This window comes from Cohaesibacter marisflavi, from assembly GCF_963665895.2.
Classification (GTDB): domain Bacteria; phylum Pseudomonadota; class Alphaproteobacteria; order Rhizobiales; family Cohaesibacteraceae; genus Cohaesibacter; species Cohaesibacter marisflavi.
In genome coordinates this window covers 2,592,592-2,612,872 of the sequence record NZ_OY762534.1, presented here as the reverse complement: position 1 = coordinate 2,612,872, position 20,281 = coordinate 2,592,592, and the positions used below count along the sequence as shown (strand labels likewise).

The window sequence follows — 20,281 nt, the reverse complement described above, 5'->3', positions numbered from 1 at the left end:
CGCCATCACAAGGCGTCATTCGCTTTTCTTCTTGCTAAGGCGTGGTAGATATTTCTGCCCGATGATTGGCAGAGCCACGGACACGACCAGCAGGGTGCCCGTGAACACGATCAGAATATTGCCCGGCACATTGTTGAGCGTGATGGCCAACCGCAGGAAGCCGATGACAAGAGCAGCGATGAAGACACCGGATATGGTGCCTTTGCCACCGTTGAGCGAAACCCCACCCAGAACAACAATGGTGATCACTTCCATCTCGAGGCCGTTGGCGATATCAGGTCTCGTGCTGCCCAATCGGGACGTCAGGAAAACCGCAGCCAGGCCTGCCATCAGGCCGTTGAGCGTGAACAGGATGAAGCGCAGGCGGTCGGTGCGAATGCCCGAGAATAGCGCCCCTTCCGGATTGTTGCCCAGGGCAAATATCGAACGGCCAATCGTCGTGTAGTGAATGACAATGATGAAGACGATAGAGAGCAGAACGAAGGTGATGAAGGAATAGGGCACCATATCCATGAAGTAGGACTGGCCAATCGCCGCAAATGCATCCGGATAATGGGCAATTTTCTCATTGCCAAGCACACCGGCGGCAACGCCACGAAACAGCGACATGGTGCCGATTGTGACCACGATTGCCGGCATTTTCAGGCGGGTTACCAGAAAGCCGTTGAAGAAGCCACAGGCAGCCCCTGTCAGTAAGCCAACCAGACACAGGGGCAGGGCTCCCAGCCCGAGGCTCTGGCTCGCCAGCCCCATCATCAAGGATGAAAGGGCCATCACCGAAGCCATCGAAATATCAATGTCCCGACAGATAATGACAAGGGCTGTTGACAGGGCCATCATTGCGATTTCAGAGAAAATGGCCGTTGAATCGAGCAGGTTGTAGATGTCGAGGAACCACGGGCTTGATAGGTCGCCGCCAACGAAAACCAGAATCAGCAGGCCGATGAGCACGATCTCCCTCGATTTCAGCATAGAGCCTGCCGATATCGTTGAGGGGGCATCGAGTGAGGGACGGTTGTTTGAGGAAACTGTCATGGTCATTCCTGTACTCCCTGACTTGCAGCCTGCGGAAGAATCCGCCTGACCGGAGGTTTTCGGCTGATCATGTTGAAATAGACTGCAATCAGGATGATTGCCCCGGACAATGCCTGTTGCCAGAACTGGCTCACGCCGATAACGGGCAGAATATTGTAGAGCGTTCCAAGGAACAGAGCGCCAAAGACTGCCCCGATAATCGTTCCTGCTCCGCCGGAAATGGCAACCCCGCCGATGACGCAGGCCGCGACTGTTTGCAGCTCGAAGCCAAGGGCAACGTCGGTATTGGCCATTGCATAGCGGGAGGTCCATAGCCATCCGCACAGACCCGACAGGGCGCCCGTGATGGTATAGACCCAGAATTCGTGATGCTTGACACGAACGCCTGCATATTCTGCAGCTCGGGGATTGCCGCCCATGCCATATAGCTCGCGGCCAAATCGGGTCTGGGTGGTCATGAGCCACATGCCGAATGTGACGATCAGACCGATCCAGAAAAACAGGGTCAAACCGAGAATGGGGGTGCGGGGGACCGATAGATATCCCTCCGGGAACTGATGTTGTACAACCCATGCCCCGCCGGAGACGACAAAGATCATGCCGCGCCAGACGCTCATGGTTCCGAGTGTCACGACAATCGGCGGGATCTTGAGTTCGGCCACGAGCAACCCATTGAACATGCCGATGAATGTGCCGATGATAATGCAGAGCACGGGCCAGACGATGGTTGGTAATCCGGGATTGGCAACCGCGATGAGGGCGACCATCATGCCCGTGAAGGCAAGGTTGGCCGCAACCGACAAATCGATGCCCCGGATCAGGATGACGATCATCTGTGCGAGTGCGAGCACCATCAGGATGGAAAGGTCCGTCAGCAGATCGCGCAAGGCCTGAACGGTGACGAAGTTGGGCGTGACAATGCCCGCGATGACGATCAGCGCTATCCAGCTGGCTGCCAGCAACGCCTCACGGCTCTTGAGTGCCTTGACCATTATGCAACCTCCCGGTCATGAGACTGTGTTTGAGGCTTTTTCGCTCCTGTTGCGTAGGCGGCGATCACTTCTGCATCGAAATCCTTGCGGTCGAATTCTGCCACGATTTCGCCCAGCCGCATGACGATGATGCGGTCAGCCATGCCCATCAGTTCGGGCAGTTCTGATGAGACCAGCAGCACGGAGAGATCCTTCTCCACCATGCCGCCCAGCGCATCGTGCACCGAAGACTTGGCTCCGACGTCGATGCCGCGCGTGGGTTCATCGACAATCACAACATTGGGGTTGGTTGCCAGCCAGCGAGAAAGCACGACCTTTTGCTGATTGCCGCCCGATAGATCCTCAACTGGCTGTTCAATGTTGGCAGCACGGATGGCAAAGATCTGACCATAGTCCTGAGCAAGCTTTTTTTCTGCGTCCCGATTGGGCCAGATGCCGTTTGAAAGCTTTTTGAGTGAGGGCAGGGCGATGTTATCCCGGATTGAGAGAGGCAGAATCGCCCCCTGATTGCGCCGGTCTTCCGGCACATAGACAACCCCAGCATCAATGGCTTGCGAGCAGTCCGTCCAATGGATTGCCTTGCCATCAAGGGTGATCTCACCGGTAAAGGCATAAGGGCTTAACGCCATGATGGAGCGCATGATCTCGGAACGCCCCGCGCCAACCAGCCCGTAAAAGCCCAGAATTTCGCGCTTGTGCAGCGAGAAAGAGATGTTCTTGAACTCGATATTGTTGCCCAGATTCTTGACCTCAAGCAACGGCTCTCCCACTTCGACTGTGCGTTTGGGAAAGACTGTCGCAACCTCGCGGCCGACCATCATCTTGACAAGATCATCCTCCCGCACATCGGCAATATTGCCTTCTCCCACAAAGGAGCCGTCGCGAAAAACAACATAGCGATCAGCGATGTGAAAGATCTCGTCGAACTTGTGCGAGATGAACAGAATGCCTTTTCCAAGCTGCCTCAAGCGCTCGATAATCACATAGAGCTTTTCGATCTCGTTGGAAGAAAGCGAAGATGTCGGCTCATCCATGATGACGACATCTGCCTCTTCTGCGAGCGCTCTGGCAATGGCCACCATATGCTGCTGGCCGAGGCTGAGTTGTTTGAGCAGGATGGCCGGATCAATGTCAAGATCCACTTCCTTGAGCAATGCAGCTGCTTTTTCATGCATCTGCTTCCAGTCCAGCAAGCCACCGCTTTTCAGGCACGGATGCCCCATGAAGATATTCTCGACAACCGATAGTTCTTCAAACAGTGTCGTTTCCTGATGGATGGCGGTAATTCCCATCACGGCCGCTGCCTTGGCGGTTGCCAACTTGACCGGAATTCCCTTGATTTTGATTGTTCCGCTGTCAGGGTGATAAAGCCCCGTCATGGACTTTACGAGCGTTGACTTCCCAGCTCCATTTTCGCCAATCAGCGCAACGACTTCTCCGGGATAGATCCGGCATTCGGCGTTCTTGAGAGCATGAATGCCACCAAATGTCTTGGTGATCCCCTTGAGCTCGACAAGGGGAGTGGTGTTCGCATGATCAGCCATAATTTCCTCCGTTGGGAGGCAGGTCGGAATGTCCGACCTGCCTGATAGTGGCTCTACACATCAAGCAATTCACTCAGAAAATTTTGGAGTATTTGTCGACGTTGCTTGCGTCATAAACAAATGGCTGAGGCAGCGAGGTTTCCAGCTTGTCATCAAGCTTGAAGGTGCCCATCCGGCCAGCTTCAAGCTCGTCACCTGCTTGCACTTCCTCTTTCTGGATCAAGTCGTAGGCGAGGTAGGTGGCTGAGTAACCCAGATCGATTGGGTTCCAGATGGCAAAGGACTTGATAGAACCGGTATGCACATAGCCAGCCAATTCAGAAGGCAGGCCCAGACCGGTTACATAAACCTTGCCAACCATGTCCTGATCTTCAACCGCCTTGGCAGCGGCAGAAATCGCGACCGTTGACGGAGCGATAATGACTTTGAGGTCTGGATAGCGACGCAGCAGGGCGATGGTTTCGCGATAGGACTTGTCCGATTGTCCCATGCCATAGGCGACATCCACGAGCTTCAGCTTGGAGAATTCGTCGGATGGGAGCAGCTTTTTCATTTCTTCAATCCACTCATTCTGGTTGGTGGATTGTGGGGTTTCTGACAGGATGGCGATTTCGCCTTCCGGGCCGATGGCGTCAACCGCCATTTCCAGCTGTGCCTTGGCTGCTCCGGCTGCGGTTGCCGGATGCATATGCAGCATGCGACCTTCCGGTGCGATTGCGGAATCGAAAGACAAGACCTTGATGCCGCGTTTCATCGCCTTTTTGGCAACCGGAACAAGAGCGTCAGGATCATTTGAGGAAATTGCGATGGCATCGACGCGTTGCGCGATCAGGGCGTTGATCACCTCAATCTGGCCTTCAGCGGTAACGACGGCCGGAGCGTTGAAGATGAGTTCAACCCCACCAATTTCCTTGGCGGCTTCGTTGCCCCCGTCTCGTGCTGCTTCAAAGAAGGCATTGCCAAGGCTTTTGGGCACCATGGCGATGCGGACATCTGCAGCCATAGCCGCAGATGTTGCCATAAGGCCGGCAATCGCGGCCATTGATAGCAGGTGTTTCAGTTTCATAGTCTCTCTCCCTATCTACTATGGATTTTCCAATGCATGAAAGAGGCCCTTGGTTTTCCTCCCGAGAGGGCCTCTTTCGTTGCCTTTTAATCGTCCAGGAAGTCAGGTTTCTGGACGAGCAGTCTTTCGAAATAGTCGGTGAGTTGGCCGAGCAGTTCTTTCGAGATGGTTTGTTTTTCGCCACCGGCGGACAGCACCTTGCGGTGGATGCCTGCGGCTTTCTCGATGGTTTCGATCAGCCCGAAGACGGAATCCGGTGTGGCTTCGGAGGCGAAAATGCCGTGGTGCGACCAGGAAATGATGCGCCCCTTTTCCATTTCCTTGATGGAGGCATCTGCGATCTGCGTGGTGCCGGGCAGCATGGGGGGAACGATGCGCACGCCATCGGGGAAGATCACGATGCATTCGGGCATCTTGGTCCAGAGCGCCATCGTCAACTCCTTGCTATCAAGGGGCAGGATGTAGCTGAGGGCAATGAATTCGGGGGCATGGCAATGCATGATGATCCGCTCGCGGCCTTCAGAGACGCGCTTGCGGACCGCATGGCCAGCCAGATGGGTGGCAAATTCCGAGGTTGGGCGTCCGCCATTGCTAAAGCCCCAGACGGTCTGATAGGCAGAGCCGCCCTCAACGATGCGGACGATGCCGAAGACCTGATCGGGAAACTCCGTGGCGTGGCGGAAATATTGCCCCGTGCCTGTGACGATGAAATATTCCCCATCGAGGGTCGGCTGCGGCTGGGGCAGTGTGACGGGGGCAGCGGGTGTCACGTTCGGGTAGCGGCGTGCGAGCACGCTTTCCACTTCATCGGTTGGCAGGCGCCATGAAATATTGCCACCGTTGGCTTCATTCCATCCCATTTCCCAGCAAAGGCGCGCCAGAGAGGCGACCTGTTGCACAAAGGGGATCGGGTGCGAAAATACAGTCATGCTTTTAATCCTTATCCGCGGGGGGCCACACTGGCCTGATAGCTGTTGAGGTCGGCGATGAGCGCCTTGCCAGTTGGAACATTGTTGCGCGCGCAGAATTCATCCCAGATCACGCCATAAGGCAGATCCTTGAGTTCTTCGGTCATCAGGAAGCGTTGGGTGAAGTCGAGTTTTTCCTCGATCGACTTCAGCTCGGCCTGTGGCATGAGCAGGGCACGCAGCAGGGCTTTCTGCATGTTGCGTGTGCCGATCACCCAGGAGGATGTGCGGGCGATGGTCGCATCGAAGAAATCCAGCCCGATATGGGTGCGTGGCAGAAGGTTGCCGAAGACCAGTTCCTGCGCCATGGCCAGAATATCGTCGTTGAGCAGGATCACATGGTCGCTATCCCAGCGCATCGGGCGGCTGACATGCAGCAGGATTTCCTTGACCGACTGGGAGACGGAGGACAGCTTGTCGGCCACATTCTCGGTCGGGTGGAAATGGCCCATATCAAGGCACAGGAGTGTGCCCTTGCGGATGGCATAGCCCATGTAGAATTCATGGCTGCCCACGGTGCAGGCTTCCACCCCGATGCCGAACAGTTTGGCTTCCACGGCATCGAGCATATGGGCGGCATCATAGGGCTGTGCGATCATCTCGTCGATGGCGCTTTCCAGACGTTCGCGGGCGGCCAGCCGGTCAATCGGTGTATCTTTGTAGCCATCGGGCACCCAGATATTGTTGACGCAAGGGCTGCCCAGCTCTTCGCCGAATTTGGCAGCAATGGCACGGCAGCATTGACCATGGCGAATCCAGAAGTTGCGGATGTCCTTGTCCGGATGCGAAAGGGTCAGATTCTCATCCACCTTGGGGTGGCCAAAGAAGGTCGGGTTGAAGTCGAGCCCGAGGCCGTTGTCCTTTGCCCAATCGACCCAACTGGCAAAATGGTGATAGTCCAGTTCGTCCCGGGCCGGCGTCTCGTCTGTGTCGAGATAGCTTGCATGCAGATTGAGGCGATGCTTGCCCGGGATCTTGCCATAGGCAAATTCGAGATCGGCGCGCAGCTCTGCTGCTGTGCGGGCGCGTCCGGGATGGTTTCCGGTGATCTGGATGCCACCGGCGCTGCCGCCTTCGCTTTGCTCAAAGCCGACAACATCATCGCCCTGCCAGCAATGCATGGAGATGGGAATATCGGCCAGCTGTTTGATGGCAGCATCGGCATCTACGCCCCATTCCGCAAAAGCGTCGCGGGCGGCATCATAATTTAGGCGGGTCATTTGGCCAGTTCCTTTTCTTTGTGAAATAGCATGTGATAACGCTGGCGAATGCATGTCTGCTTGCGGGAGGTATGCGGCTGATATTGGGGCAGGTCTTCGCTGTTGCGAATGATCCGCCGCCCTTCATCAAGATCCGCAATCCAGCCAAGGCCGATCATCTGCACCACGGCGTTGCCCAGAGCGGATGCCTCAAACGGCCCGGCGATCACCGGACTGCCGAGGAAATCGGCGGTCAGCTGGCAAAGCAGGCCATTGCGGGCACCGCCGCCAACGATATGCAGCTCTGAGATCGTTTTCCCCTTGGAGAAGTCCATGAGTACGTCGGCGAAATTGAGCGCCAGGCTTTCGAAAATGCAGCGGGCCAGCTCGCCCCGGCTCTGCGGCACGGGTTGGCCCGTCTCCCGGCAGGCTGTCTGTATGGTCTGGACCATGGAGGCTGCGCGGAAATAGCGATCGGCCATGGGATCGATGAGGGATCGTCCCGGTTCGGCTTGTTCGGCGTCGGCGACCCAGTCGGCAAAATCGCTGTCAGGGGCCAGTTCTTCGCGCACCCGCTGGATCAGCCAAAGGCCGGACACATTGCGCAGCTGGCGATAGGTGTCAAACACGCCGCCCTCATTGGAGAGGCCATGGCGGAAGGCATAGTCGGAGAGATCGGGCACCTGTGCCTCGCGGCCCACCAGCGCCCATGTGCCCATGGATATAAAATAGGGCTCTGGCGTCAAGGAGGGCAGGGCGGCAACGGCGGAGGCCGTGTCATGGGTGCCGCACAGAACGACGTTCGGGGCTTGGTTTGCGCCCTCGCCAAGGCCCCATTCAGAGCACCAGTCCGGTTTGAGCGGGCCGAGTATGTCGCCAGCATTGCGAATGCGCGGCATCACTTTGGGGGGCATGGCGACTTGCTGAAGGAGATCGGGGTCCCAGCTCTTGTCATGCACGCTGAGCATCTGGGTGGTGGTGGCATTGGTATATTCGCTGGACCAGATACCGCTCAGCTGGAAATGGATCCAGTCGGGCAGCAGCATGAAGCGGTCGAGCCGGCTGTAGCTTTCCAGCGGATGATCCTTGAGGGCATAAAGCTGATAGAGACTGTTGAGTTCCAGCGACTGGATGCCGGTCTTCTCGAACAGCTCATGGGCGCTGATCCCGCTTCTGCGATAGAAATCGGGCATGATGCCTTCGGTGCGGGCATCTCGATAGCTTACAAAGGGCAACAAGGCCGCTCCATCCTCATCCACGGGCACGAAGTCCACGGCCCAGCTATCGACGCCGATGGAGGCTATGGTCGGATCTGAGGCGAAGGCCTTACCAATGCCTTGCCGGATGCCACCCCAGAGATAGTCAAGATCCCAGCAAAGGCGACCATCAATTGACTTGGGGCCATGAGGAAAGCGATTGATCTCTTGCAAAGAGAGCTGTCCATCAGACAGCGCAACCTTGAGCACGCGCCCCGATGACGCCCCCAGATCCACCGCAACAACGGCCTTGGTGACCATGATCTCCTCCTAAATGTGCAACGCCTTTGCCTCTCCCAAAGATGATCCTTCGATCGAGCGCTACGCATTTAGTTAGCCACTGGCTTCAAATTCCGGACAGGGCAAAAAATCAAACTTTTTACTACATGTTGGCGAGAAATGACTGGTTCTAAGAATTTTTATTACTAATCAATGTCTTAAAAATTATTTCTACTAAAGTATACAAATCTCTCTATAAGGCATGGTTACTGGCTTTTGGGGGCATTAAATTTTTTGATTGGTAATGGTCAAAAATACAAAAGATAATATTGAAGGCTTTTGCTTTCGGTTTGAGAGAAATATGGTCTCACGAAGGCAGTCTCTTCAGAAGAATGTACGCCAATGCAATGGCTTACATGGATGAGGTGCATTTCGTCCTTATGAGGGTGTAACTTCCAGATCTGATGTCGTGGGGGGATTTGCGATGAAATGGGCGACCATATTCTGAACCTGCTTGGGGGACAGCTTGAGAAACTGGCGGCAATTTCTCGACATGGACCGATAATCGGAGAAGCCGGCCGTGATACAGACGTCTTCCAGTGTTTGTTCCGGTTGGTCCAGAAGAAGATTGAGAAAGGAGATGAATCGATTGCAGATTGCCAATTCATGGGGTGTCAGGCCGCTCATCTCCGGCAAAATACGCTCGAAGCTTCTCCATGACAGCGCGTGGCATAGAACAAGGTCTTCTAGGTCCTTCCGACATTTGCCCTCAGCCAGCGCCGGGTCGGCGAAAAGTTTCAAAATCTTGTTGCGCGCCAATTGGTCCGGATCGGTGAGCGTAAAGTCTTCCTGCCGCCGATATTGGCGCAATATCAGGACAAAGAATTCGACAAGATGCGCCATGGCGGTATATTCCGAATAGTCATCGGAGCAGAATGTCTCAACGTCCAGCAGGTCGGCCAGACTTTTGAGGCGCGCATAAGCGGTGTAGTCGGTAAATAACTGGCTATTGGAAGACTGCAGCGCATGGAAGTCTTCAACGAGGCTTCTCAGCTTTGGGAAATTCTCGATGAGGCGGTCATGCAGAAAGAAGATATTGAGCAGTCGTAACGAGTCGACCATGGGGTAGGCATGGGTATCTTCGGCGCGCAGATAGGTCACATTGCCGGGCAGGAGAAGCTGGAACCGATCGCCCATGAAAGTGATGCCGTGGCCTTTGATGATATAGGCGACTTCATCAAAATCGTGGTTGTGAAGGGGAAAATGCGGCTGTGGGTCTCTTCTGGAAATTTGGATCGGCAGCCAGAGATTATGAAAATAGCGCGAGCGTGTGACCTTGGTGATCTGCTTTGCAAGGGCAATGTCGAGTTGGAGGGGCGATAACATATCATGACCTTGTTGGGGTAAGCGGTATAAGGCTGATACTTACAATTGCCAAACGACCTGACGGGACATTTTACCCAATATATATGAGGAGTTCAACTGGTTGTACGGGCGGGGTCTCCCGATGCCCCGGGCTGAGCTGGCTCCATTTGGGGACCGATAAGTCTCGTCTTTCTTTATTCAGCTTGCGGGCATTTTGTGCATATGGCCGACTAGTCTGGTGTCATTGCCTTGACAATGACCGCCAGTCCGACCTGCTCATTGACAGGAATGACAATCAGTTTGGTATAGGCTGCAGAGGCTCTCAGTTCTGCTCCACCTTCCGTCTTATCGAAAATTGCAAGATGTCCCTCAGCGGAATCGATGCGGTTGTTCTTGATATTCCATCGGACGATAGGCGCGTCTATTCGCACATACTTTGTTGCATCAGAAGAAAGGATTGTCGCCTCTTTGAAGATCTTTGTGTCGCCTTCCTTAGAGCTTTCCGACGCCTTCACCACTATGACGGGACGCTGGTCAAGAAGATAGGACAAATCTGGATGAAGGGCGTTTTTGATCTGCTGAGAGAAGGGGGTAAACAAGTCGATTGTGTAATCGATGAGCTCAGCGCCGCCGAATGGTCCGTGCCCTGGAATGACAATCCGGGCGGTTCCATAAAGATCTTTAATCCGGCGCGCAGTTGATGCCCAGTCCTTCAGATTTGCATCTCCGATATTACCAACCCACCCGTTGTAATTCCGGATCTCGTTTCCGCCGAACAAGACCTGCTCTTTCGGAAGCCAGACGACGATGCCATCTTCGGTATGGGCCTTCCCGAGGAAAGCGCATTCAACCGTCTGATCGCCAACATGAATGATGGTTCTCTCATCCATCGCATGGTGCGGAACCGGCAGTCCCTTCTGTCTGGCTATCTGTTGGGTGCGCAAGTAAGCATAAGACGGAATGTCGTTGGCATGGACGGCAGCCAATCCTCCCATGGCATCTGGATGCCACCTGTCGATGACATAGCCAACGATCTTCAAGTGCTTTTCCTGTGTGACCCAGTCAATCAGATCCTGCGTTTGCCTGTCTGTCTGCGGTGTCGAAACAATGAGAGCCTCGTCCCCACTGATATAGATGAGGCCGTTATTGTTATCGGAAGAATGAACGAAGGCGTTCTGCGTTATCGGCGTTATTGTGATGCTTTCGGAGATGGCAAACCCTTCTGACGACTGTGCACTCGGCAAGAGGAGGCTGAGTGCCGCCAGTAACGTTGCCAAAAACATACCGAATTTCCGCATTTTTTCATCCCTTATGGAGGGCGTAAACCGATATGATTTGCTGCCCGACTGGCATTGCTCTGCCCAATTTTGAGGGCAATATAAATTACTCCTGGTTGTAGGTCATTTCAATATAGTCAAAACCTGCGAGACCAACATGTGCAGGAGAGAACCCCGCAAGCTGTTCACCCTGATGTGGATTTTCTCTTCTGCTGCAGATCTTTACGGCCACTTCTTTTGCCTTTGAAGCCTGCTACGTGATGAACCGGTCTCTCTTTGCGTCCATGAGGGGAGCTGCGGCGCGCCAAAATCGTCCCGCGCAAAACACCTCAATCTGTCCATAGGCTTTGAGGCTAACCAAACATCAGGATATAAAATTATTGAACATCACTAAATATTATGGTATCAATTCACTAATTGAACAGATATGTTCACTAAAAGTGGAGGATAGTCAATGCGTTCTAATTTATTCCGATTCAGGCACAGATTTCGCCTTTCTTCGCTTATGACCTGTGAGATTTGACGAAAAAGTCAAAAAATCTCCCGAAAATAATCAAAGATGGACAAGATTTATCCAGTTTAGGGTCGCCTAATAGCAGCCCTGAAGCGTGATTTTTGCAAACTTGTTCTTCTTAGATTCACTAAAATTTCTCGATTACATCACTTTTGTGGGTAACAAAATCGCGCAATTCGGCTGTTGCGATGTGGCCTGCCTGTTGCGCTTCACGCGGCTGGAAGAGAATCTGACCAATGAAAAAGTTCCTGAACAAACCTGAAGATTTCGTCGATGAGATGCTGGAAGGCATCTATCGCGCGCATCCGGAAGTGACCTTCACTGATGGTGATATGCGGTGTTTTGTAACGGCCAAACCTGTGCCCGGAAAAGTGGGCATCGTCACGGGTGGCGGATCAGGTCATCTGCCTTTGTTTCTTGGATATGTGGGCAAAAACATGTTGGATGGCGCTGGCGTCGGAGGCGTCTTCCAGTCTCCAAGCTCGGATCAATTGCTCAACGTTACCAAATATGTCGATCAGGGCGCAGGTGTTCTCTATCTCTATGGCAATTATACCGGCGATATCATGAATTTCGACATGGCCGGAGAACTTGCCGAACTGGATGACATCGAAACCGCAACGGTTGTTGGCAATGACGATGTAGCCTCATCTGTTGTTGGCGAAGAGCATAAGCGGCGCGGCGTTGCTGGCATTTTCTTTCTCTACAAGGTCGCCGGTGCAGCTGCGGCCCAGATGAAGCCTCTGGCTGAGGTCAAACGGCTCACTGAAAAGGCCAAAAGCCAGGTGAGGACAATGGGTGTTGCCCTGTCTCCATGCATTGTGCCTGAAGTCGGCAAGCCAAGCTTCCAGATCGGTGATGACGAAATGGAAATCGGCATGGGCATCCATGGTGAGCCGGGCATCTCGCGCAAGGCGCTTGAGCCGGTGGATGCTGTGGTCGAGGAAATGGCCAGCAAGATTTTTGCCGAACAATCTTACGAAAAGGGAGACGAAGTGGCCATTCTCATGAACGGGCTTGGCGCCACGCCACTGGAAGAACTCTATATCGCTTACCGGCGTCTTGGTCAGTTGCTGGATGAAAAAGAGGTCAAGATCCGCCATGTGTGGCTGGGAGAATTCGCTACTTCCATGGAAATGGCCGGCTTCTCGATCTCCATCATGAAGCTTGATGACGAGTTGGAACCGCTGGTCGCAGCAGAGGTCGACACGCCTTTCTTCAAGCATTTCGCGGGCTAAGGGAGGGAGACATGCAAACTCTTGATGCAAAATCCGTTGCCGGTCTCTTTCCACGCTTTGCCGACAGGTTCGAAAAGGAGCGGGAGGCTCTGATTGAACTTGATAGCAAGGTTGGTGATAGCGATCTGGGATTGACGATGGCGAAAGCCTTCCGAGCCGCCAGCGATGCTGTCGGGGCATTGGATGCGCCCGATCTGGCCACTCAGATGAAGACTGCCGGTGCGGCGATTGCCAAGGCGGCCCCTTCGACGATGGGCACGCTGATGGCAACCGGGTTCCTGCGTGGCTCAAAGGCGCTTGACGGTGCCGCCGCTCTGGATGTTGCCGGGTTGGCAAGCTTTTGGGACGCTTATGCAAACGGCGTTGCCATGCGCGGCAAAGCTGCGCTCGGGGACAAAACCGTGCTTGATGTGCTGGACCCGATCGCACGCTGTTTCAAAGCCGAAGCTGAAAAGGGCGCACCACTGGAGGTGGCCTGCGAGGCGGCTGCAAAGGCTGCTGATGAGGCTCTTGAAGCAACCAAGCTTCTGGTTGCCCAGCATGGCAAGGCCGCCGCTTTCCAAGAAAAGTCACGCGGGTTGCAAGATGCTGGCGGCACCGTTGCTTGCATTCTGGCTGTTGAATTGAACGGATTTATGAAAGCCGCAGCGGCAAGCTGATCCGTTCCAAACCCTTTTCCTGCGCGTCATGCTGAGCCATTTGCGCGCAGGAAATGCCGACCATCGCGCTCGACCCCTGTTGGAGGAGGATCGACCGCGAGAGGAGCGGTGAATCCGCAAGGATTCGTAATTCAAAACTATCAGGTGGGAGGACACCATGACGAAGAATCTGATGAAAGCCCTTTTGGGGGCAACAATTTTGGGCCTTGGAACGCTCGCAAGCTCGGTCGCTTCGGCCGAATGTGACTGGAAACCGAAACGTGCAGTCACCTATATTGTTCCTTGGGGTGCAGGCGGTGGCACCGATGCGAATGCGCGTATGCTTTCGAGCCTGCTGAGCGAGGAAATGGGGCAGCCCTTCAATGTGGTGAACCGGACGGGAGGTAATGGTGTCACAGGGCACTCTGCCATTATTCGCGCCAAGCCGGATGGCTATACAATCGGTTCATCCACGACCGAGATCAACACGATGCATTGGATCGGCCTTACAGATATCAATTATGAGCAATTGACGCCGATCGCCTTGTTGGATCTGGTTCCTGCTGGCTTTACGGTCGCTGCGGACTCTCCTTACAATAGCCTTGCGGAAGTGCTGGCAGAGGCAAAAGCCAATCCGGGAAAAATCACGGCATCGGGTACGTCCCAGGGCGGTATCTGGCATCTGGCCCTTGCTGGCCTGTTGAATGCTGAAGGTATGGACCCTGCATCCATTCGCTGGATTCCCTCCAAGGGCGCTGCACCTGCAATCAAGGAACTGATGGCCGGGGGCGTTAATGTCATCACCGTTGCTCAGTCCGAGGTCAAGTCGCTCATCGAGCAAGGTGAACTCAAGGGCCTTGCCTATATGAACGACGAGCGCATGCCGTCTTTGCCCGATATTCCTACCACAGTCGAACAGCTGGATTCTGGCTGGACGCTTTCTTCCTATCAGGCCCTCACTGGCCCTGCCGGAATGGACAAAGAGATTGCCTGCTCCTATGAAAAAGCCGTGCTCAAGGTTTTGAAAACCAAGGAATGGGCCGACTTTAAAGCGAGCCGCGGCGCAGATGTCGTGATCATGGGAGCTGATGAAGTTGGTAGTCTTATTGCCAAAACCGACAAAAATCTCGGAGACACCATCAAGGCAATCGGCCTGGCCAAGTAGCCTTGTTCCATAATCCATATTCCGAAGCCGACGCGCAGCCTCACTCATCTCTTCGTGAGAAGGGACGGCTGCGCGTCAGTTCGGAAAGGTGCGGGAGCATGCCATATATCCGGGCATATCCACCTGTGTCGGAAGGGGCGTCCTTTAAGGCGCGTTACCGTTCGCCAGTGCGGCTATGCTGCGTTGATGATGACCTCGCGCATCGTGACGAGAGGTTGGAGAATGCGAGTTATCTCATGTTTAACAAGGATATTTTGACAGGGATCATCCTGTCCTGCTCAGGCGGCTGGATTGCCTGGCAAGCACAAAGCTTTCCGCTGCTTGGCGGCATGAAGTTCGGTCCGGGCCTTTTCCCTACAATTGCCGGAACGGGACTGGCAATCTGTGGGCTACTGGTCCTGATCACCGGTATCATGTCCGTAAGAAGGGCAGAAGCCAACGATGGTGGCGAGACCGACGCGGTTTCAAGCCTTTCCCCCAAAGCCTGGATCAATTCCATCGCGCTGGTGCTCGGGGTCATTCTGTTCGCAGAATTTCTCGATACCGTCGGCTTTCACCTGTTGGCTTTTCCGCTGATGCTTTGCCTGCTGCTGCTCTATGGCACCAAATGGTGGAAGGCAATCGTGCTGGCGCTCGGCGTAACCATGCTCGTCCATTTCCTGTTCTATTCATTCCTGCATGTTCCCCTGCCGTGGGGATGGCTGGAACCGTATGCTTGGTGAGGCCACTATGTTGACAAATGTTCTATTAACGGTGTTGGCACCCGATAATCTTCTGATCATTGGCCTGACAACGATCTATGGCTGTTTTATCGGGGCAGTTCCCGGACTGACAGCAACAATGGCCGTGGCCTTGCTGGTGCCTTTTACATTCTTTCTCGATCCCATTCCGGCTATTAGCGCCATTGTCGCAACGACGACGACAGCTATCTTTGCTGGCGATATATCCGGAACCCTGCTGCGGATACCCGGTACGCCCGCCTCTGCGGCCTATGTTGATGATGCTCATACCATTTCCCGCAATGGCAAACCGCGGACAACACTTCTTATCTCTCTTTTGACCGCTTCAATTGGCGGTGTGATCGGTGTGATCATCCTGATGTTGATTGCTCCGCAGTTGGCTCATATTGCCATCAGCTTTTCAAGTTATGAAACCTTCTGGCTGGCCTGTCTCGGGTTGAGCTGTGCCGTGTTCGTGGGTGGCGGATCGGTGCCCAAAAACTTTGCCAGTCTGTTTATCGGTCTGGCCATTGCCTGTGTCGGCATCGATGTGGCGGTTGGCTATCCCCGTTTCACCTTCGGGGTTGATGATCTGATGGACGGCATCACGTTCATTCCGGCCATGATCGGTATCTTCGCCTTTTCAGAAGTGTTGCGCACGGTCCAGTCTCTGCGAAAAGAAGAGACGCAATTGCAAACGATCACCGAGCCTTTCTGGGCTGCTTTGAAGGGAGCCGTGAACGCCATTCGTCGCTTTGCAATAACGGTGTTGCGGTCTTCCGTAATCGGAACGGTGGTCGGTGCTCTGCCCGGTGCAGGCGCAGATATTGCCGCCTGGATCTGCTATGCGCTGGCAAGGCGCACATCCAAAGAGCCTCAAACATTCGGAAAAGGCAGCATGGATGGTATTGCCGCTGGCGGGTCGTCAAACAATGCGGCCATCAGCGGCGCATGGACACCAGCATTGGTGTTCGGGATTCCCGGTGATTCTGTTACCGCCATCGCCATCGGTGTGTTACTGCTCAAGGGCATGACGCCGGGACCGCGCATTTTCATTGACCAGCCGGAACTGACCTCTGCCCTGTTTGGCTCTTTTCTTGTTGCCAATATCATGATGATCCCCATGGGGATGCTGGCTATCTTCTGCTCGACCTACATTCTGAAGGTACCGCGCGCGGTTATGGCCCCCGTTATCCTGCTCTTTTCCATGGTTGGTGCCTATGCCATTTCTGGGAGCGTCACGGCCATCTGGATCGTTCTGGTGCTCGGCTTGATGGGGTACCTCATGGCTAAAGTTGAGATCCCGTTGGCACCGGCGATTCTGGGTATCGTGCTTGGCAAGATCATCGAGGATAATTTCATGGTTTCGATGATCAAGGCGCAAGGAAATTTTCTGACATTCTTTGATCGCTCCTACGCATTGGTGCTGGGGATCGTGACATTATTCATTTGGCTTTTGCTCATCGCGAGAGCCGTACGCGAGATGGTTTCCGGAGGATATCGGGCGAACGGCTCGGTGCCGTCCGAAAAATGAAATCCAGACGGGTTCGTAAAGGACACGTTGCTGAATTGAGACTTTTGGTACGGGTTGAGAGCCAAAAACCGCGTGCCAGTAACTGAAAGAAGGTACAAAATGAACTGGTTGCGAGAACAACTGAAAACCGGGCGCTGCGTGCGCTGTATCTGGCTGGAACTGGCCTCTCCTGCACTGGCTGAAGCTGCCGTTTGGGCGGGATGGGACTGTGTTCTCATCGACAACGAACACGGACCGGCTGATCTGGAAGCGACCGTCAACATGGTTCGGGCCGTTGAAGCCGCTGGCGGTCATGCTGTCGTGCGCGTCCCGTGGAATGATCAGGTTTACCTGAAACGGATTCTCGAGCTTGGCATCAAGTCCCTGATGATCCCGATGATCTGCGACAAGGCTTCTGCAGAGGCAGCTGCTGCGGCGACACACTATCCACCAACCGGCACCCGTGGATATGCCGCACCATGCGGGCGGGCTTCTCACTATGGGGCCAAGACCGACTATCTGAAAACGTCTGATGAAGAGGTTTTTGTCATCGGTCAGATCGAGCATAAGGATGCGCTGCCCAATATTGCCGAAATCGCCGAGGTGGACGGTATTGAAATGCTCTTTATCGGGCCGAACGATCTCGCTGGCACCATCGGTCTTCTGGAGCAACTGGGTGAAGATGATGCCGAGGCTCTTGCCGCCGAAGCTGAAGAGAAAATCAAGGCTGCCGGCAAATATATGGGCACAGTCAAGCGTCCTCGCTGGAGCTTCGCCGAGTTGAAGGGGCGTGGCCATAACTTTCTTGCTGGCCCGGGTGATATCGGGCTGTTCATGGAAGCAGCAAAAGCTGCCAATGAAGAGATGAAAAACGAGGTCGGTTGATCTTCATCTCTGGCCATATGATGCCGTGCCGGTCTTCCCGACGGATGCTGGCAAGGACATTTACGAAAGCCCCTCCCGACCCTGTTTGGAAGGGGTTCCTGCCCTGTCTGTAGTGTTTGGCAAATGCATGGCGGAGACAAAAAGATTATGCCGTCAAACCGGCGATTGATGATCGTCTGAAATTTAGTGAATAGCATGAAAACTCAGTAGAAATTACATATTTTTGTTTAGTGATGTTCAATAATTTTAATATTTGCTCATAGAAACCAGATGCATTAAAAAACATTTTAGTTCGGTCAACGAGGGCAAAGCGAGAGAGGAAAAACGCGAATGGCTGCTGGGCCTAAACAAAACCCAACTTTGCGGCAGGTTGCTGAACATGCAGGTGTTTCGGTTACCACCGCGTCTCTTGTCCTTAATCGTAAAGGTGAAATCTCAGAGAATACGCGCGCGAATGTGCTGCGTGCCATGGCCGAATTGAATTACACTCCGCGTGGAGAGCGCAGCAATGCGGATTCTGATGCTTCTGATGCGCAGAATGCTGTCCGCTTTCTCAAGATTGTGCGCCATGGGCAGACCCTGAACCGAGATCACAACGTCTTCATATCCGACTATATTGACGGCATGTCCTATGAAGCCACCAGACGCGATTATTCGCTTCAGGTTGTCTCGCATGAAGCAGTGGATGTTGCATCGATAATCGATGAAATTTCTAAGTCCGACCTGCGTGGTATCGTCGCTCTGGGAACCGAGTTGAGTGATGAAGACATTCATCTGATCAATGACTGCGGCGTCCCCAATGTCATCATCGATACATATCGTCCGTTCGTTGATGGCAATTTTATCGACATGGACAATGAACAACTGGTGCATCTTGCGCTGGCGCACCTCGCCTCCAACGGATTTAGGCGGATTGGTCTTGTGAGCAGCTACTCTGAGGTGAATAATTTCAAGCTCCGCCATGAAGCCTATATGCGGGCCATGAACGCGCATGGGTTGGAGATTGAAGAGGAGAATATTCTTTCGGTCTGCGCCACCATAGAGGAAGCCTACGCGGATTCCATCAAGCAGCTCTCCAACATCAAGAAACTTTCAGACGCCTATTTTTGTGCCAATGATGTGATCGCCTTCGGCTTCATTCGGGCGTTGCGTGAACTTGGTTATTCTGTGCCCGGCGATATTTCCGTCGTAGGGTTTGATAATCTGCCGATGGCAAGCATGTTTGACCCGCCGCTCACGTCTCTCAATGTGCCCAAGCAGCGCATTGGTGCCATGGCTATTCGCTTTCTGGATGATTTGATTGTCGCCAACGAAAAGCAACCACCGGTCAAAGTGCTGTTGTCTGGAGATCTTGTTATCCGCAAAAGCGTCAAACTGGCCGACTAAGCTGCGCATCTGATCATTCCGGTTTTATACCGTGGTCAACCTGGCTGCCAATCACCTCATGCAGGAGGGAATGCGCCAAAGGGGATAGACCATTGCGTTGGAAGGGGAGGGATCTTGTTTCTCTGCAGGATGATCCGGACCTGCGTTAAGGCCCGAACCTCCTTTAAGCATGAGCCGCAGCTCTCCTTGTCGTCACGGATGTTATGATTTGGATGGAGTGGAGGCCCTGCGGGCTTTTGTCCGATCCAGTCCCAAGGCATGTTCGCGGAAAATGACAAAAATGCCAGCACAGATCACCACAACGGCACCAATGAGAACCTGTGGCAGCGGCACATCGGAAAATAGAAGATAACCGAAAAGCACGGCCCAGATCATGCTGGTATAGTCAAATGGGGCGATCGTTGAAGCGTCTGCATACCGATAGCTCTGGGTCATCAGAATTTGTCCGATGCCACCGGAAATACCAACTATGACCAGCAACATCAGGCTTTTCATGTCCGGCACGACCCAGGCCCAGTCTGTCCATACAAAGCCGATGGGGATTGAGAAGAGGGCGAGCCCTGTGCCCGCCCCATGGAACCAGACAACTATGGTTGAAGTTCGTTCTGTCTCGCAAAGCTTGCGTACGAAAATCATCGCAAGGCCCCCAAGGAAGGCCGATGTTGCCGCGCACATGGAGCCTATGAACGCATTGCTATCCATCTCTCCTGCGCCCATGTGAGGCGAAAGGATGATGATGATGCCAAGAAACCCTACCCCGACAGCTCCCCAGCGATAGATCCGGACCTTTTCCTTAAGAATGAAGAAGGCCAATATGATGACGAAGAGCGGTGAAGCGAAGCCGATGGCGGTGGCATCAGGAAGAGGCAGCAGGGCATAGGCGGTGAAAGAGAACATCATCGAGATTATGCCGATACCTGATCGGCCCAGATGCCCCAATGGGTGATTGGTTTTGAAGGCAACGCCCAGTTCTCCCCGCAAGGCGACCATCAGTAACACGGGCCACAGGCCGATGAAGTTGCGGGCGAAGACAATTTCGCCGACCGGCACCGTTTCCGAGGCGATCTTGAGTGTGACGGTCATGATGCTGAACACCAGAGTGGAAGCCAGTTTGAGACCAATGCCCAGCACCGGAGCCGCAACCGTCATCGATTGATTGGTGTTATTTGCCGCGGATGTGTCTTGTTCAACGGAAATTGCAGTGCCGTTGGCCTCTGGGGTGTTCTTTGTGAGCGTCATCGCCCTGCTCCTCAAGTTCGGCCAGGCCAATCACCGATAAACCCTCACGCTGGTCTGCAGGCA

Annotated in this window: 17 protein-coding genes; 7 read left to right on the top strand and 10 right to left on the bottom strand. The window is 54.0% G+C overall.

What is annotated here, in order from left to right:
* Positions 1-15: 15 nt before the first annotated feature.
* The 9 genes from ACKPCT_RS12900 to bla all read right to left on the bottom strand — a co-directional run bounded on the left by ACKPCT_RS12900 (position 16) and on the right by bla (position 10,942).
* Complete coding sequence (locus tag ACKPCT_RS12900) at positions 16-1,041, bottom strand: ABC transporter permease (RefSeq protein WP_090075430.1); 1,026 nt, start codon at positions 1,039-1,041, stop codon at positions 16-18.
* The gene (locus ACKPCT_RS12895) at positions 1,038-2,027 is read right to left on the bottom strand and encodes an ABC transporter permease (protein WP_090075431.1); all 990 of its coding nucleotides are present in this window, start codon (positions 2,025-2,027) and stop codon (positions 1,038-1,040) included. The genes ACKPCT_RS12900 and ACKPCT_RS12895 overlap by 4 nt, the downstream gene beginning before the upstream one ends.
* A complete protein-coding gene (locus ACKPCT_RS12890) occupies positions 2,027-3,571 on the bottom strand; it encodes a sugar ABC transporter ATP-binding protein (RefSeq protein ID WP_090075432.1) in 1,545 nt (514 codons plus the stop codon). Before ACKPCT_RS12890 ends, ACKPCT_RS12895 begins: the two co-directional genes overlap by 1 nt.
* A 73-nt stretch (positions 3,572-3,644) precedes the next feature.
* The gene (rhaS, locus tag ACKPCT_RS12885) at positions 3,645-4,637 is read right to left on the bottom strand and encodes a rhamnose ABC transporter substrate-binding protein (RefSeq protein WP_319567083.1); all 993 of its coding nucleotides are present in this window, start codon (positions 4,635-4,637) and stop codon (positions 3,645-3,647) included.
* An 86-nt stretch (positions 4,638-4,723) separates the two neighbouring features.
* Positions 4,724-5,566 carry a rhamnulose-1-phosphate aldolase gene (gene rhaD, locus ACKPCT_RS12880; protein WP_319567082.1) on the bottom strand — a complete coding sequence of 281 codons (843 nt, stop codon included), beginning with the start codon at positions 5,564-5,566 and terminating at the stop codon, positions 4,724-4,726.
* A gap of 11 nt (positions 5,567-5,577) precedes the next feature.
* Positions 5,578-6,825, bottom strand: coding sequence for an L-rhamnose isomerase (locus ACKPCT_RS12875; RefSeq protein ID WP_319567081.1), 1,248 nt, complete (start codon positions 6,823-6,825; stop codon positions 5,578-5,580).
* Positions 6,822-8,321 (bottom strand): rhamnulokinase, encoded by a 1,500-nt coding sequence (locus ACKPCT_RS12870; protein WP_319567080.1) that lies wholly within the window; start codon positions 8,319-8,321, stop codon positions 6,822-6,824. The genes ACKPCT_RS12875 and ACKPCT_RS12870 overlap by 4 nt, the downstream gene beginning before the upstream one ends.
* A 396-nt stretch (positions 8,322-8,717) precedes the next feature.
* The gene (locus ACKPCT_RS12865; RefSeq protein ID WP_319567079.1) at positions 8,718-9,665 is read right to left on the bottom strand and encodes an AraC family transcriptional regulator; all 948 of its coding nucleotides are present in this window, start codon (positions 9,663-9,665) and stop codon (positions 8,718-8,720) included.
* Between the two features lie 209 nt (positions 9,666-9,874).
* Entirely contained in the window at positions 9,875-10,942 is a 1,068-nt protein-coding gene (gene bla / locus ACKPCT_RS12860) for a subclass B1 metallo-beta-lactamase, long type (RefSeq protein WP_319567078.1), read from the bottom strand.
* Positions 10,943-11,671: 729 nt separating this feature from the next.
* Between bla and ACKPCT_RS12855 the strand changes: the two genes are divergently transcribed.
* The 7 genes from ACKPCT_RS12855 to ACKPCT_RS12825 all read left to right on the top strand — a co-directional run bounded on the left by ACKPCT_RS12855 (position 11,672) and on the right by ACKPCT_RS12825 (position 18,979).
* Positions 11,672-12,673, top strand: coding sequence for a dihydroxyacetone kinase subunit DhaK (locus tag ACKPCT_RS12855; RefSeq protein ID WP_090071247.1), 1,002 nt, complete (start codon positions 11,672-11,674; stop codon positions 12,671-12,673).
* 11 nt (positions 12,674-12,684) lie between these two features.
* Positions 12,685-13,332 (top strand): dihydroxyacetone kinase subunit L, encoded by a 648-nt coding sequence (locus ACKPCT_RS12850; protein ID WP_319567077.1) that lies wholly within the window; start codon positions 12,685-12,687, stop codon positions 13,330-13,332.
* 157 nt (positions 13,333-13,489) lie between these two features.
* A complete protein-coding gene (locus tag ACKPCT_RS12845; protein WP_090071243.1) occupies positions 13,490-14,476 on the top strand; it encodes a tripartite tricarboxylate transporter substrate binding protein in 987 nt (328 codons plus the stop codon).
* Positions 14,477-14,574: 98 nt separating this feature from the next.
* Positions 14,575-15,198, top strand: a complete 624-nt coding sequence (locus ACKPCT_RS12840; protein WP_090071241.1) for a tripartite tricarboxylate transporter TctB family protein — start codon at positions 14,575-14,577, stop codon at positions 15,196-15,198.
* Between the two features lie 7 nt (positions 15,199-15,205).
* The gene (locus ACKPCT_RS12835) at positions 15,206-16,729 is read left to right on the top strand and encodes a tripartite tricarboxylate transporter permease (protein ID WP_319567076.1); all 1,524 of its coding nucleotides are present in this window, start codon (positions 15,206-15,208) and stop codon (positions 16,727-16,729) included.
* Positions 16,730-16,828: 99 nt separating this feature from the next.
* Positions 16,829-17,593, top strand: a complete 765-nt coding sequence (locus tag ACKPCT_RS12830) for an HpcH/HpaI aldolase family protein (RefSeq protein WP_090071239.1) — start codon at positions 16,829-16,831, stop codon at positions 17,591-17,593.
* Positions 17,594-17,923: 330 nt separating this feature from the next.
* Positions 17,924-18,979 carry a LacI family DNA-binding transcriptional regulator gene (locus tag ACKPCT_RS12825; RefSeq protein WP_319567075.1) on the top strand — a complete coding sequence of 352 codons (1,056 nt, stop codon included), beginning with the start codon at positions 17,924-17,926 and terminating at the stop codon, positions 18,977-18,979.
* 201 nt (positions 18,980-19,180) lie between these two features.
* On the opposite strand, the gene ACKPCT_RS12820 is transcribed toward ACKPCT_RS12825, so the two are convergent.
* Positions 19,181-20,218, bottom strand: a complete 1,038-nt coding sequence (locus ACKPCT_RS12820) for a DMT family transporter (RefSeq protein WP_319567074.1) — start codon at positions 20,216-20,218, stop codon at positions 19,181-19,183.
* Between the last annotated feature and the right edge of the window lie 63 nt (positions 20,219-20,281).

What these genes read in the sequence shown, in the direction of transcription:
- rhaS (WP_319567083.1), bottom strand. Translation starts at nt 4,637, where the DNA reads ATGAAACTGAAACACCTGCTATCAATGGCCGCGATTGCCGGCCTTATG.
- ACKPCT_RS12890 (WP_090075432.1), bottom strand. Translation starts at nt 3,571, where the DNA reads ATGGCTGATCATGCGAACACCACTCCCCTTGTCGAGCTCAAGGGGATC.
- ACKPCT_RS12865 (WP_319567079.1), bottom strand. Translation starts at nt 9,665, where the DNA reads ATGTTATCGCCCCTCCAACTCGACATTGCCCTTGCAAAGCAGATCACC.
- ACKPCT_RS12875 (WP_319567081.1), bottom strand. Translation starts at nt 6,825, where the DNA reads ATGACCCGCCTAAATTATGATGCCGCCCGCGACGCTTTTGCGGAATGG.
- ACKPCT_RS12840 (WP_090071241.1), top strand. Translation starts at nt 14,575, where the DNA reads ATGCCATATATCCGGGCATATCCACCTGTGTCGGAAGGGGCGTCCTTT.
- ACKPCT_RS12825 (WP_319567075.1), top strand. Translation starts at nt 17,924, where the DNA reads ATGGCTGCTGGGCCTAAACAAAACCCAACTTTGCGGCAGGTTGCTGAA.
- bla (WP_319567078.1), bottom strand. Translation starts at nt 10,942, where the DNA reads ATGCGGAAATTCGGTATGTTTTTGGCAACGTTACTGGCGGCACTCAGC.
- ACKPCT_RS12835 (WP_319567076.1), top strand. Translation starts at nt 15,206, where the DNA reads ATGTTGACAAATGTTCTATTAACGGTGTTGGCACCCGATAATCTTCTG.
- ACKPCT_RS12895 (WP_090075431.1), bottom strand. Translation starts at nt 2,027, where the DNA reads ATGGTCAAGGCACTCAAGAGCCGTGAGGCGTTGCTGGCAGCCAGCTGG.
- ACKPCT_RS12845 (WP_090071243.1), top strand. Translation starts at nt 13,490, where the DNA reads ATGACGAAGAATCTGATGAAAGCCCTTTTGGGGGCAACAATTTTGGGC.
- ACKPCT_RS12820 (WP_319567074.1), bottom strand. Translation starts at nt 20,218, where the DNA reads ATGACGCTCACAAAGAACACCCCAGAGGCCAACGGCACTGCAATTTCC.
- ACKPCT_RS12870 (WP_319567080.1), bottom strand. Translation starts at nt 8,321, where the DNA reads ATGGTCACCAAGGCCGTTGTTGCGGTGGATCTGGGGGCGTCATCGGGG.
- ACKPCT_RS12900 (WP_090075430.1), bottom strand. Translation starts at nt 1,041, where the DNA reads ATGACCATGACAGTTTCCTCAAACAACCGTCCCTCACTCGATGCCCCC.
- ACKPCT_RS12850 (WP_319567077.1), top strand. Translation starts at nt 12,685, where the DNA reads ATGCAAACTCTTGATGCAAAATCCGTTGCCGGTCTCTTTCCACGCTTT.
- ACKPCT_RS12855 (WP_090071247.1), top strand. Translation starts at nt 11,672, where the DNA reads ATGAAAAAGTTCCTGAACAAACCTGAAGATTTCGTCGATGAGATGCTG.
- ACKPCT_RS12830 (WP_090071239.1), top strand. Translation starts at nt 16,829, where the DNA reads ATGAACTGGTTGCGAGAACAACTGAAAACCGGGCGCTGCGTGCGCTGT.
- rhaD (WP_319567082.1), bottom strand. Translation starts at nt 5,566, where the DNA reads ATGACTGTATTTTCGCACCCGATCCCCTTTGTGCAACAGGTCGCCTCT.